Raw genomic sequence first — 13814 nt, 5'->3', positions numbered from 1 at the left:
CTTTTTAACAAGGAATTTCTATGGCACGCATTATTGTTGTGACTTCAGGTAAAGGGGGCGTGGGTAAGACCACCTCCAGCGCGGCCATCGCGACTGGTTTGGCGCAGAAGGGAAAGAAAACGGTCGTTATCGATTTTGATATCGGTCTACGTAACCTTGACCTTATCATGGGCTGCGAACGTCGCGTAGTGTATGATTTTGTTAACGTTATTCAGGGCGATGCCACGCTGAACCAAGCATTAATCAAAGATAAACGGACCGAAAATCTCTATATTCTGCCGGCTTCGCAAACGCGTGATAAAGATGCGTTGACCCGCGAAGGCGTCGAGAAAGTCCTCGACGAGCTGAAAAAGATGGAATTCGACTTCGTGGTCTGCGACTCCCCTGCGGGTATCGAGACCGGCGCGCTGATGGCGCTGTACTTCGCTGACGAAGCTATTATCACCACCAACCCGGAAGTCTCCTCGGTACGCGACTCTGACCGTATCCTGGGCATTCTGGCGTCTAAATCTCGTCGCGCAGAAAATGGTGAAGAGCCGATTAAAGAACACCTGCTGCTGACGCGCTACAACCCAGGTCGCGTGAGCAAAGGCGACATGCTGAGCATGGAAGATGTGCTGGAAATCCTGCGCATTAAACTGGTTGGCGTTATCCCGGAAGATCAGTCCGTCCTGCGCGCCTCAAACCAGGGGGAACCGGTTATTCTGGATACCGTGTCCGACGCAGGCAAAGCCTACGCCGACACCGTAGATCGTCTGTTGGGAGAAGAACGTCCTTTCCGCTTCATTGAAGAAGAGAAGAAAGGTTTCCTCAAACGCCTGTTCGGAGGATAAATTATGGCATTACTCGACTTTTTTCTCTCACGGAAAAAGAATACCGCCAACATTGCTAAAGAACGCCTGCAGATCATTGTCGCGGAACGCCGCCGCAGTGATGCAGAACCGCACTATCTGCCGCAGTTAAGGAAGGATATTCTGGAAGTGATTTGCAAGTACGTGCAGATTGACCCAGAAATGGTCACGGTGCAGTTAGAGCAAAAAGACGGGGATATTTCGATTCTGGAACTCAACGTCACGCTACCGGAAGCGGAAGAGTCAAAATCCTGACTTTCGGTGGTGTAAAAAAGGCGCTAGTGATAGCGCTTTTTTTGTGTCCGGAAACCGCGTGTAGGTCTGATAAGCAAAGCGCCATCAGGCAGCGCCTCGCACAATGATTGTATTGCCGGATGGCGACGTTGCCTTATCCGGCCTACAGGCAGGATTTAACGCGGATACTCTGCCAGCAACTTATCCAGCGCGCCGGACAGCAGCTCGCCGCGCCAGCCGGAAATCATTTCCGGTGCGGTGTGACGTGGCTTCAACTGCCAGTGCCAGTTCAACAGCTGGTTAATCTGGCGACGCGAGGCGAGCATCTCGGCGCTGACGTCGTTCGCCTGCCCCACTTCCTGCACCAGCGCCTTAATCTCTTTAAACGCTTTGCGATAGCCCGGCATATCCATCAGGTTCAGCAGCGGCTCCGGTAGCGCGTCATCAGGCAATGCCTGCGCTTTCTCGACCAGGCTAATCAACGTTTTGCCATGGAAACGAATTTCGCTGCCCGATAGCCCCAGGCTATCCAGCTCTCCCAGGCTGCCCGGCATATAGCGCGCTACGCTCCACAGGTGCTCTTCACGTACCACGAAATTCACCGCCAGGTCGCGCTCGCGTGCCTTGCGCAGACGCCAGTCGGCCAGCAGTTGCAGACAGGCCAGCTGGCGGGTACGCAGCTGCCAGGCATTGGTAATATCACGCCACGCTTCGCGCGGGTCGGTCACTTCCTGACGACGCTGCTGCATCAGCTGACATTCATTCAGCGCCCAGGCCAGACGCCCCTTCTGCTCGGTTTCCGCCATCAGCTTGTGGGCGATAGGCAACAGATACCAGACGTCCGCCGCCGCGTAGTCGCACTGACGCGAAGTCAGCGGACGCGCGAGCCAGTCGGTACGCGACTCGCTCTTATCCAGCTCCACGCCAGAATATTCAGCGACCATCGCGGCAAAGCCCCATGACATCGGGCGACCGCAGAAAGCAGCCAACACCTGCGTGTCGATCAGCGGCTGCGGCATGGCGCCGAAAACGTTCATAAAGACTTCTAAATCTTCACTGCCCGCGTGCAGGAACTTGGTGATGTTGCGGTCCTGCAGAATCGCCTGTAGCGGTGACCAGTCGGTGATATCCAGAGGATCGATCAGCGCCGTACGCTCTCCATCGAAAAGCTGAATCAGGCCCAGCTGCGGATAGTAGGTGCGCGTGCGGACAAACTCGGTGTCCAGCGCGACGGCAGTTGTCTGACCAACGCTATCGCACAAGCTGCGAAGCGCGTCATTGGTAGCGATCATCTGATAGTTCAAATCATACTCTCTTATTTTGTGCCAAAAAAAACGCCAGCAGAGCTGGCGTTAGGCATCATGACTCGTGACTTATCCCTTATTGTCCACTTTGGCGCGGGCTTCGTCACGTAATTCTCGTCTTAAAATTTTCCCGACGTTGGACTTCGGTAATTCCTGACGGAATTCAACCAGTTTTGGCACTTTGTATCCGGTAAGCTGACGGCGGCAGAAGGTAATCAGCGCCTCTTCGGTCAGGCTTTCCTCTTTTTTGACGACGAAGATCTTCACGGCTTCACCGCTATTGCCGGACGGTACGCCGACGGCGGCCACTTCCAGTACGCCGGAGTGCTGCATCACTACGTCTTCAATTTCATTCGGGTAGACGTTAAAACCTGACACCAGAATCATATCTTTTTTGCGGTCAACGATGCGCAGGAAGCCTTCCTCATCCATTACCGCGATATCGCCGGTATGCAGCCAGCCGTCTTTGATAATTTCAGCGGTGGCGTCCGGACGCTGCCAGTAACCTTCCATCACCTGCGGGCCCTTCACGCACAGCTCGCCCGGCTGGCCAACGGCGACTTCGTTATCGTCATCGTCCACCAGCTTTACCTCAGTCGAGGGCACCGGCAGACCAATGCTGCCACTGTGGTAGTCGATATCATGCGGGTTGACGCTCACCAGCGGCGCACATTCGGTCAGGCCGTAGCCCTCCAGCAGATACTGCCCGGTCAGTTTAACCCAGCGATCGGCCACAGAATGGTTCACCGGCATTCCCCCACCCGCCGACAGATGCAGCGTGGAGAAATCGAGCTGCTGGAACTCTTTATTGTTCAGCAGCGCATTGAATAGCGTATTCACGCCGGTCATGGCGGTGAACGGGTATTTTGCCAGCTCCTTCACCAGACCCGGAATATCGCGCGGGTTAGTGATCAGAATATTCTGCCCACCCAGTTCGATAAACAGCAGGCAGTTCATGGTCAGCGCAAAGATGTGATACAGCGGCAGCGCGGTGATCACCACCTCTTTCCCTTCGTGCAGCAGAGGCCCGTAGGTCGCTTTCACCTGTTCGAGGTTGGCGAGCATATTGCGATGGGTCAGCATCGCGCCTTTCGCCACGCCGGTCGTACCGCCGGTATATTGCAGGAAGGCCACATCATCCGCCTTCACCACCGGTTTCACATACTGTAAGCGGTAGCCGCTATGCAGCGCGCGACGGAAGGAGATCGCATCCGGCAGATGGTATTTCGGCACCAGACGTTTGATGTATTTGACGACAAAGTTAACCAGCGTCCCTTTGGCGGTCGAAAGCTGATCGCCCATGCGGGTCAAAATCACGTGCTTAACCTGGGTTTTATCAACCACTTTTTCCAGCGTGTGGGCAAAGTTGGAGACGATCACGATCGCCTGCGCGCCGCTGTCGTTCAATTGATGTTCTAGTTCGCGTGGGGTGTACAGCGGGTTGACGTTGACCACTATCATCCCGGCACGCAGGATGCCGAACAGGGCAACCGGATATTGCAGCAGGTTAGGCATCATCAGCGCGACGCGATCGCCCTGCTTCAGCCCCAGCCCTTGTTGGAGGTAAGCGGCAAAGGCGCGGCTGCGCTCCTCGAGCTTACGGAAGGTCATCACTTCGCCCATATTGACGAAGCCGGGCTGATCGGCAAAGCGTGTTGCCGCGTGTTCAAACAGTTCCACCAGGGATTGATAACGGTCAGGATTGATCTCTGCCGGAACATCGGCAGGATAACGGTTGAGCCAAACCTTTTTCAAAGCATCACCTCTAAAATACGTATTCGTCGTCATCGCAACCCCAAATGATAAACTTTCATTAACATTATATTAACTCAGCGTACCAGTTTAAGAATTAATCAGAATTAAGGTTGCGAAGCGCGTCACTCTTTATTTTTTTTATATCCATTACAACGAAGAAACAGCGGACTAGCCGCTGTTTCTTTTTTGTCTGCTTTTGCACAGATCTTATTCAGTTACGACGTTCCGAACTTCCGCAGGGCCGGGGTTATACCATCCCCAACCGCCGTAACCGTAATTCCAGGGGTGCGGGCCAAAGACCCACGGATCGATAGGCTGCGGTGGCATCACCACCTGCTGGGTAACGCGCCAGCGTTTATAGCCGGTGGCCTGAACGTGCAGGAAATTGTACTTCGTGGTACCCACTTTCCCTTCCACGGTGCCGACAATCGGGCCGACCACCGTCACCAGTTGGCCACGGAAATCGACCGGGTCAAGGAAGCCGTTAACATCGGCATAGATACGCCCACGGGAGGCTTCGCCGAGGATCGGACGCGCGCCGCTGTCGAGCGGAACGGTAGCGATTTCCAGACGGGTGTGGCCCTGCTGGTTCTCAATACCTACAACCGTGCCGCCAAAGCGCGATTCCTGGCCGACATACAGCTGCGGTGCCGCCATAACCCGAACCAGATCCTGCTGCGGCGTTGGACTACTGCCCTGAATGGCATCCGGCACGCTGACGCAGCCGCTTAACGCGAATGCGATAAGCCCTGCAATGGCGCCACGAACGACGTTTTTTTGACCTGCCATGATGCTGCTCCTGGACTCACTATTTATCTGCTTAGAGTCATTCGCGACCGGGAAGTTTCTTCCACGCCACTTCATTGCGCAAATAAACCGGCTCCGCTTTCTCAACGGCCACCGTTTTCCCCTGCGCGAGCAGCTGGCAGGCGATTGGCAGCATGTCTTCCGCCTCAGGCAGGCTCACGCCGCCGTCGTTCAGGGTCACGTTCGCGCCCTGCGCCATCTCCGGCCATGCCGCCCAGCCGGTGCCAACGGTCGCCCATTCGCCGCTCAATTCAGCTAAACGCTGCTGTACCGCTTCCGGCTTCAGCACCGCTTCGGTTTCTTCACCGCGCCATACACCTTGTTCGTCACGCTGGTACTCTGCCCAGTAGACCTCGCCCATGCGCGCGTCGATGGCGGCCAGCACGCGAGTTGCGCCCTGCTTACGCCAGGCGCCCTGCGCCATGGTGGCCAGCGTCGATACGCCAATCATCGGCAGCTCAGCGCCGAGCGCCAGCCCCTGCGCAATACCAATACCGATACGCACGCCGGTAAAGCTGCCCGGCCCACGGCCAAACGCCAGCGCGTCGAGATCGGTGAGGCTTACGCCGCTTTCAGTAAGAATATCCTGCACGATGGGCAGGATTCGTTGGGTGTGTTCCCGAGGACAAAGCTCGAAATGAGCACTGGTGCTACCTTCATTCCACAAGGCAGCCGAGCAGGCTTCCGTGGCGGTATCAATAGCCAGAATTCGCATGGTTAGTCGCGCTCTCGCAGTTACGGATCAACAAAATGGCGCGCATCTTACCACACTTTGCGCCGCATTACCGCGTCGATGACAGCGCCAGAAAACGTACGGCTCGTCGAATATCGCGGGTGCGCGGCGCGGGCGGCAGGCTGGCAAGGAAGGTCGCGCCATAGGGGCGCATCACCAGGCGATTATCGCAAATCACCAGCACGCCGCGATCGTCCACGTCGCGAATCAGACGCCCGACGCCCTGCTTGAGGGTAATCACCGCATCCGGAAGCTGGACCTCTTCAAACGGATCGCCGCCGCGCAGGCGGCAGTCTTCCATCCGCGCTTTGAGCAGCGGGTCGTCCGGCGAGGTAAACGGCAGTTTGTCGATGATCACCAGCGAGAGCGCATCACCGCGCACGTCTACCCCTTCCCAGAAGCTACTGGTCGCCACCAGCAGCGCGTTACCGGCGCTAACAAACTGTTGCAGAAGCTGGCCCTTGCTGGTTTCCCCCTGTAACAAGACCGGCAACGTCATCGTTGCGCGGAACTGTTCGGCGAGATCGCGCATCATGGCGTGCGAAGTACAGAGCATAAAGCAGCGGCCATCGTTGGCCTCAATCAGCGGTTTGAGCATCGCCGCCAGATGGCGCGCCGCACCCGGTTGATTCGGCAGCGGCAGATTGCGCGGCACGCATAACAGGGCCTGGCTGGCATAGTCGAACGGGCTGGGTAACAGCAGCGAGCGCGCCGCTTCAATGCCCAGGCGCTCGGTGAAATGGTGCAGATCGTCATTGACCGACAGCGTCGCCGAGGTGAAAACCCAGCTGCCCGGTTTGGCCGCCATCACCTCTTTAAATTTATCGGCCACGGTCAGCGGCGTCAGCGCCAGCGTAAAGTGGCGCGAGTTGCATTCATACCAGTAGCTGTAGCCGGGCTTATTGATCTCTTTTAAGCGTTTCAGACGCGCACGGTACAGCGTGGCGCGCTCGAAGGCGGCGTCGAGCAGCGCAGAACGGCCCAGCGAGAGTTTCGCCACGTCGTAGCACAGTTCGAGCGCGTCATCGAGCAGCAGCAGCGCGCGCTGTACGGCGCTGTCGGCCAGCAGGTCGCGAAGGTTGCCGCGATAGCCAGGGTCGCCGACCTGCAGGCGAAAATCCTGTGTCGCCTGCGCCAGGCGATCGGCGCATTTTTGCAGCTGCTGGGTATCTTTCAGTTCGGTACGGTAGGCAATCACCACATCTTTCGCCAGGTCCAACAGCTGGCGGCTGGAGAGCGACTGACCAAAATATTGGCTGGCGATATCCGGTAGCTGATGGGCTTCATCGAAGATCATCACGTCGGCCTCGGGGATCAACTCGCCAAAACCGCTCTCTTTCACCACCATATCGGCAAGGAACAGATGATGGTTGACCACCACGACATCGGCGTCCATCGCCTTTTTACGCGCCTTCACCACGAAACATTCCTGATACTGCGGGCAGTCGCTGCCCAGGCAGTTATCGTTGGTGCTGGTGACCAGCGGCCAGGCCTGGGAATCCTCGGCAACGCTCACGCAGGTGCTGATGTCGCCATCAACAGTTTGGTTCGCCCAACTGCGCAACAGAATGACGTCGCTCAGGGTGTTCACCGGCAGATCGCCGCCCGCCAGCGTCTGCTGTTCCAGACGCTCCAGGCACAGGTAGTTTGAGCGCCCTTTCAGCAGCGCCAGCTTGCCGGTATAGTCCAGCGCTTTCGAAACGGTGGGTAAATCACGGCTGTAAAGCTGATCCTGTAGTGCCTTCGAACCGGTGGAGATAATCACCTTTTTGCCCGAACGTAGCGCGGGAGCCAGGTAGGCGTATGTTTTACCGGTACCCGTACCGGCCTCAACCACCAGCGGCTGACCTTCGTCAATCGCCTGAGCGACGGCGTGCGCCATCTGACGCTGCGGTTCACGCGGTTTAAAGCCGGTTATCGCCTGCGCAAGCTGGCCGTCTGCTGCAAAATCGTCCGTCACGTTACCCCCTGGAAAAATTCCCAGTGATTATGTCAGGCCAGTCCAGGTTATGCCAGCCTAAGCCGTGACGTCGCGGCGACAATGTGGCAGTCTTAGCGCATCTACGTGATGTTAAAAAGGAAAGGAAAATGACGATTGTCCGTATTGACGCCGAAGCGCGCTGGTCTGATGTTGTGATTCATAACCAGACGCTGTACTACACCGGCGTGCCGGCAAACCTGGATGCCGACGCGTTTGAGCAAACGGCTAACACGCTGGCTCAGATTGACGCGGTGCTGGAAAAGCAAGGCAGCGACAAGTCACGCATCCTCGACGCCACTATTTTCCTCGCCGACGGGGATGATTTCGCGGCGATGAACAAAGCGTGGGATGCCTGGGTCGTGGCGGGCCATGCGCCGGTGCGCTGTACGGTGCAGGCTAAGCTGATGAACCCGAAATATAAAGTTGAGATTAAAATTATCGCTGCAGTATAAGCTCCCGTAGGCCGGATAAGGCGGTACGCCGCTATCCGGCAACGTCCGCCAAGTGGCCTGATGGCGCGACGCTTATCAGGCCTACAGTCCCGGGCACCACATCAGCTGTTCTTTCAGCTGGAGCGTCTCCTGCGGCAGGCACTTCAGCGCTTCACGATAGCTCGCCGCCTGCTTCGGATAACCCCGTATCGATTGCAGCAATACCCGCAGCGCGCTATCCCAGACGATGCCCTGTAAGTCACTGTAGGGCCACAATTCGGGTTCACGGATAAACGGCACCAGATAGTCAATCCCCTGCTTCACCCCGCGTCCGTCACGGATGGTATTCCAGCGATCGAACTCCACGTGTTCGGCGTAGCGGTTAAGCAACAGATGCGCCTCAAGATTAAACAGCGAATAGTGGAACGGAATGGTACGTTCCAGCTCCATCGTCTGCTTGCCGTCCTGGTCAATTTGCGCCGCCATGCGCTGGGTTATCCCCTGCTCAATAATGCGCGCCGCCAGCCCCTTATCGCCGTAGAACAGCGCATTCACCGTGCGCTGCGCGTCGTACCAGGTGCCGTGGTTGTTGTGCCAGACGTATTCAGAGTGACCAATTTCGCTGTAGTACATCCAGTGGTTAAAATCACGGAACCACTGGTGCAGGCCGATAATATCGTCAGTATCCAGCACGCTTGCGCCGTTAATCAGCCCGATCGTATCAACCACCATCCACAGCAGGCGGGTATCGATAAGCCCGGTGCCGCGCCCGGAGACAATTCCCGGAATCGCCTGGCCGTAGTTGAGGTGCGGGTTCATCCGCGTATCGCCATCGAGGAACCAACAGCGAATCTGTTGCGCGGCAGCCTGCGCATACTGGCGCTGGCCGGTGAAGTACCACGCCAGCCCCAGCGTCAGGCAGCGCTCGCACATACGGATAATGCGCGAAGTATCGGTGTCGTTGTTTTCGCACTGCGGGTTGATATGCCCGTCGCGACGAATATAGGGCAGCCCATTGGGCCGCCGTGGATTCGGCCACCAGTAGGTGCCGAGACTGTAGTAATCGTGGGCATCGCCGCTCGCCGGACGCAGCTTTTTATGCACCACGCTTTCTGGCGGCTCGCGCCGCAGCTGATCGGCCTCCGCCACCAGTTTGCTCAGCGCCAGTTGCAGCGGAGAGAACGGCTGCTTCAAACCCGCGCGCGCATTTTCCAGGCAACTTTCATCCAGGGTGTACAGCTTCATTGCCACCTTACTCGCCCTCCAGGCACGCTATGCGTTGGCCGCTTTGCGCATCGAACAGATGCACGCCGGAGAGCTTCGGCTGCAGCCAGATGTTGTCGCCCTCTTTCACCGCCAGGCGCTGCTTAAAGACCGACGTAAAGGCACCGCCGCCGGTATCGCAAAACAGCTGCATATCCGACCCGGTATTCTCCACCGCCGTGACCTTCGCGGCCAGCGCGTCATCCCGCGCTTCGTTCACCACGTTGACCTGTTCGGGGCGAATAGCGTACACCACCTGCTGACCATTTTTCACCTGTAACCCTGCGGGTAACGCCAGCAGCGAGCCATCCTTCAGGCGCAGGCTGGTGGTCGCGCCGTTGATCACGACTTCGCCCGGCAGCTGGTTAATTTCCGGCGAACCGATAAAGCCCGCTACGAACAGGTTCGCCGGCTGGTCATACAGCTCAAGCGGGGTACCCGCCTGCTCGATACGCCCATCGCGCAGCACGACGATCATCTGCCCCATGGTCATCGCCTCGATTTGATCGTGGGTGACGTATACCGAGGTCGTTTTCAGTCGACGATGTAGTTCGCGAATCTCGCCGCGCACCTGGGTACGCAGCTTGGCATCCAGGTTGGAAAGCGGTTCATCAAACAGGAACACCTGCGGCTTACGCACAATCGCGCGCCCCATCGCTACGCGCTGACGCTGGCCGCCGGAGAGATCCTTCGGCAGGCGCTCCAGCAGCGGTTCCAGCCCCAGTAATGCAGCGGCTTCATCCACTTTTTGCTTAATTTCAGTTTTCGGCAAACGCGCCATTTTTAGCGCAAAACCCATGTTTTCGCGTACCGTCATTTGCGGATAGAGCGCATAGCTCTGGAATACCATCGCGATATCACGCAGCTTAGGCTCCACTTCCGTAACGTTGCGCTCATTAATATGCACTTCGCCGCCCGAAATCTCCTCCAATCCGGCAATCATGCGCAGTAGCGTGGATTTACCGCAGCCGCTCGGCCCCACCAGCACGCAGAACTCACCGTCAGGGATAGTCAGCGACACATCTTTAATCACGTGCGCATCGCCATAAGATTTACGCACGCTGTTCAGTACAACGGATCCCATTGGTAGCTCCTTATCCTTTGACCGCGCCGGACATGATCCCGCGGTTGAAATGTTTTTGCAGACCCAGATAAACGATGATGCTTGGCAGCATCGCCAGTAGCGTAATCGCGATGAAAATGTTCGGCGTGATGCTCTCGTCGGTACGCAGCGTGCCGAGGATCACCGGAATCGTGTTCAGGCTGTCCTGGTTGACCACAATCAGCGGCAGCAGGTACTGGTCCCAAATCATAATGAAGCCGAACGTCACCACCGTCCCCAGCGCCGGTTTCACCAGCGGCAGAATCACGTGGAAGAAAATCTGCCATTCGTTAGCGCCGTCAATGCGCGCCGCTTCCTCCAGCTCTTTCGGGATAGCCGACATAAATTCGGTCAGCACGAAGATGGAGAAGGCCCAGCCCACCACCGGCAGAATCATCCCGAGGTAGCTGTTGTAGAGCGAGGCATCGATAAACGGCAGCCGCCAGTTGATGATCATGTACAGCGGAATGGCGATCACCTCTTCCGGCAGCATCATGGTCGAGAGGATCACCAGACTGACCAGCGCCACGCCGCGAAACTTCTTGCGAGCCAGCGCGTAGGCCGCCAGTGCGCTCACCGATACCTGCAAAATGGTGCCGAAGAACACCACCAGGATAGAGTTCAACAGATACTGCCAGACGCCAATGTCCTGCCAGGCAAAGATAAAGTTCTCCAGCGAGAACTGGTTCGGCCACGCCAGCAGTTCGCCCGGTTTAACCGGCGCACCGCTGAACGCGGTGGCCACGATCCCCCAGAACGGCCCGACGAAGACAATCAGCAGCAGCGCGTAGATGCACCAGCGTCCTGCGGTATCCCAACGTTTACTTAACATCACGGCTCCTTAGTAACGTGCGATACGTTTTTTCAGCGTCAGATGGCAGATGGTTAACACCACCGTGAAGGCGAACAGCAGGAACGACACCGCCGAAGCGTAGCCGTAGTCAAACTGTTCGAAGCCCAGCTTATAGATGTGGGTCATGATCATCTCCGTGGCGTTAGACGGCCCGCCGCCGGTCGTGGCATACACTTCGGCAAACACGCGGAAACCACGAATAAAGGAGAGCATCAGCACCACCGACAGCGCCGGAATCATCCCCGGTAGCGTGACGTAGCGCAGTCGGTTCCACCAGTTAGCACCATCCACGTTTGCGGCGTCATACAAGTCACGGCTGATACCGGCCAGGCCGGCGATGAAAATGACCATGTTGTACGGCACCGCTTTCCAGATATGCAGCAGCATGATGACGCCCAGCGCCTGATCGGAGCTGGCGAGGAAACCCTGATCGGCAACGCCGAACCAGCTGAGAATATGGTTCACCACCCCGTTCGGCGTTGGGTTGAACAGAATGCGCCACATTTCGGCGACGATTGCCGCACTGGTGACCGCCGGCAGGAAAATGGCGGTACGAATAAAGCGCAGGTGGCGCGCTGGACCTTCCAGCAGCATGGCCAGGAAAAAGGCCAGTATCGCCGCGGCAAACATCGTCACCAGCACGTACAGCAGCGTGTTAATCACCGCCGCGTGCAGCTCAACGTCGGCAAACGCGCGGGTAAAGTTGGCGAAGCCCACCCACTCGTCCGGCTGATTAAAGTTGACCTTGTAAAAGCTCATCACCAGCCCCTGAATCATCGGGATGAACTTAAACCAGCTGAAGATCACCAGCGCCGGGGCGAGAAATAGCCACGGAATCAGCGCTCGCTTACGTTTTGCCGTCAGCCAGCCGGCGGCGTCAGGCGAAGCGGATTGCTTTAGCGGCGCGGACTTCGTCTCATGCAGCGTCATCACATACTCCTTTACTTAGCCAGCACGTTTTGTTTTGCCAGCTCGGCGTTCACCTTGCCGTCAATCGCCTTCAGCTCGGCGCTGATATCGCTATTGCAGTCGGCAAAGATACGGTTGAAGCCGTCAGCGGCCACCTGACGCACCGGCGTCCAGTTCGGAATTTGTGGCACGTAGCGACCCTGTTCGTTGTATAGTCTGGCAAAGGTTTCCCAGCGATCGTCCTGGTAAACGGCCTTCACATCCACGTTTTTGTTCACCGGCAGACGCACGACTGGAATATGCTGGCTGCCTTTCCCCATGCCGATCTCCTGGCCTTCCGGCGAGATCATGAATTCGATAAATTTGCGCGCGGCCTCTTTCTGCTGGCTGCTCTTCATCATAAAGACGGTGGTCCCTTCTGCGAGGGTTGCTTCGCCTTTCGGGCCGACAACCGGCACGACTTCAAATTTGTCTTTGCCCGGATCTTTATCAAACAGCGCAATATGGTACGGGCCGCTGAAGAACATGCCGCTCTGACCGGAACGGAAGGAAGGAATCACGTCGGCAGTGGTGGCGTTGATCGCCCCCGGCTGCGTGACTTTTTCGCACATCATGGTGCGCATGAAGGTCATTGCCTGCGCCACTTCCGGGGTATTCAGCGAGGCGCTGAAGGTACCGTTGTGTTCCTTAACGAAGTCGCCGCCCGCCTGCCAGATAAAGCTGCTCATAAACCAGCTGGCGTAGCCACGGGTCGTGGAGGCCGGAACGATAAAGCCGTAGGTATCGTTTTTACCGTTGCCGTCAGGGTCCTGCGTGGTAAAGGCTTTGGCCAGCGTTTGAATATCATCCCAGCTTTTTGGCTGCGGCAGGCCCAGCTTTTCGCGCCAGTCCTTACGGACAAACAGGGCGAAGGTTTGCGCCGAGGTTGGGACGCCGTAGTATTTACCATCGATATAGCGGGTACTGTTCCACGCGGTGGGATACAGCTGGTCGCCGCCGTTGATGGTTTTCGGGTCAATCTCATCAGCGATACCCAACTGGATAAACTGCCCCAACGACGCGGCGTCGTTGAAGATCAGGTCAGGCAAGGCGTTACCCGCAGCGGCACGTGCCAGGCGCTGTTCGAAGTCGGTCGTCGCGTTGAAATACTCAATTTTAATGCCCGTTTTTTGCTCGAACGTCTCGGCCTCCTGTTTGTAGATATTCTTCGAGTCGTTACTTGCGCGGATCCAGACGTTAAGCGTGGTGGCGGCATAGCTCTGACCTATGCCAAGCCCCAAAGCGGAGAGAAGTAATAATGAACGTAATTTATTCGCAGACATGATGGCATATCCTTTTATTGTAGGGCACAACGGTAAATAAATTCGCACCGACCGTTTTGAGAGCCAGCCGGCATTAATACAACATAGGTAAAAATTTATTTTCGAATATTAAATAGAAAGATATTTTCTAATACAACGGGGCAAAAAAGAAATCCTATTTCAAAAACGTAAAAAGTGAATCAGATCACACACAGAAGTGACAGAATAAGTGACAAAAATTATTTATCATTTAATATCATCAAGATATGATTTTACAAGCATTGTTTAGA

General features: G+C 56.6%; 13 protein-coding genes. 3 read left to right on the top strand and 10 right to left on the bottom strand.

The window, feature by feature from the left end:
- Positions 1–20 precede the first annotated feature (20 nt).
- Both minD and minE read left to right on the top strand, forming a co-directional pair.
- Positions 21–833: a septum site-determining protein MinD gene (gene minD / locus ABTW00_RS09795; RefSeq protein WP_064544826.1), complete on the top strand. Its 813-nt coding sequence runs from the start codon at positions 21–23 to the stop codon at positions 831–833.
- 3 nt (positions 834–836) lie between these two features.
- Entirely contained in the window at positions 837–1106 is a 270-nt protein-coding gene (minE, locus tag ABTW00_RS09790; RefSeq protein WP_064544824.1) for a cell division topological specificity factor MinE, read from the top strand.
- Positions 1107–1261: 155 nt separating this feature from the next.
- Here the strand turns inward: minE and rnd are convergent, their stop codons facing one another.
- The 5 genes from rnd to ABTW00_RS09765 form a co-directional block, all read right to left on the bottom strand.
- Complete coding sequence (gene rnd / locus ABTW00_RS09785; RefSeq protein WP_271447823.1) at positions 1262–2377, bottom strand: ribonuclease D; 1116 nt, start codon at positions 2375–2377, stop codon at positions 1262–1264.
- Between the two features lie 81 nt (positions 2378–2458).
- Entirely contained in the window at positions 2459–4144 is a 1686-nt protein-coding gene (gene fadD, locus ABTW00_RS09780; RefSeq protein WP_271447820.1) for a long-chain-fatty-acid--CoA ligase FadD, read from the bottom strand.
- Positions 4145–4351: 207 nt separating this feature from the next.
- Complete coding sequence (locus ABTW00_RS09775; RefSeq protein ID WP_433640426.1) at positions 4352–4933, bottom strand: Slp/YeaY family lipoprotein; 582 nt, start codon at positions 4931–4933, stop codon at positions 4352–4354.
- 37 nt (positions 4934–4970) lie between these two features.
- Positions 4971–5666 (bottom strand): tRNA (adenosine(37)-N6)-threonylcarbamoyltransferase complex dimerization subunit type 1 TsaB, encoded by a 696-nt coding sequence (gene tsaB / locus ABTW00_RS09770; protein WP_065356786.1) that lies wholly within the window; start codon positions 5664–5666, stop codon positions 4971–4973.
- Positions 5667–5733: 67 nt separating this feature from the next.
- The gene (locus ABTW00_RS09765) at positions 5734–7644 is read right to left on the bottom strand and encodes an ATP-dependent DNA helicase (RefSeq protein ID WP_433640423.1); all 1911 of its coding nucleotides are present in this window, start codon (positions 7642–7644) and stop codon (positions 5734–5736) included.
- A gap of 128 nt (positions 7645–7772) precedes the next feature.
- Between ABTW00_RS09765 and ABTW00_RS09760 the strand changes: the two genes are divergently transcribed.
- Positions 7773–8117, top strand: coding sequence for a RidA family protein (locus ABTW00_RS09760; RefSeq protein WP_064544814.1), 345 nt, complete (start codon positions 7773–7775; stop codon positions 8115–8117).
- 81 nt (positions 8118–8198) lie between these two features.
- Here ABTW00_RS09760 and ABTW00_RS09755 read toward each other — a convergent pair whose 3' ends face one another.
- From ABTW00_RS09755 to ABTW00_RS09735, 5 genes are read right to left on the bottom strand one after another with little or no spacing between them, the layout of a single operon-like run.
- Entirely contained in the window at positions 8199–9341 is a 1143-nt protein-coding gene (locus tag ABTW00_RS09755) for an alginate lyase family protein (RefSeq protein ID WP_064544812.1), read from the bottom strand.
- Positions 9342–9348: 7 nt separating this feature from the next.
- Positions 9349–10443: an ABC transporter ATP-binding protein gene (locus ABTW00_RS09750; protein WP_065356787.1), complete on the bottom strand. Its 1095-nt coding sequence runs from the start codon at positions 10441–10443 to the stop codon at positions 9349–9351.
- Positions 10444–10453: 10 nt separating this feature from the next.
- Positions 10454–11293, bottom strand: coding sequence for a carbohydrate ABC transporter permease (locus tag ABTW00_RS09745; protein WP_064544808.1), 840 nt, complete (start codon positions 11291–11293; stop codon positions 10454–10456).
- A 9-nt stretch (positions 11294–11302) separates the two neighbouring features.
- Positions 11303–12244: a carbohydrate ABC transporter permease gene (locus tag ABTW00_RS09740; RefSeq protein ID WP_433640420.1), complete on the bottom strand. Its 942-nt coding sequence runs from the start codon at positions 12242–12244 to the stop codon at positions 11303–11305.
- An 11-nt stretch (positions 12245–12255) separates the two neighbouring features.
- A complete protein-coding gene (locus ABTW00_RS09735; RefSeq protein ID WP_065356788.1) occupies positions 12256–13545 on the bottom strand; it encodes an ABC transporter substrate-binding protein in 1290 nt (429 codons plus the stop codon).
- Between the last annotated feature and the right edge of the window lie 269 nt (positions 13546–13814).

It is taken from the genome of Kluyvera georgiana, from assembly GCF_050990895.1.
GTDB classification, from domain to species: Bacteria; Pseudomonadota; Gammaproteobacteria; order Enterobacterales; family Enterobacteriaceae; genus Kluyvera; species Kluyvera georgiana.
This window is presented reverse-complemented; position numbering and strand designations above follow the sequence as displayed.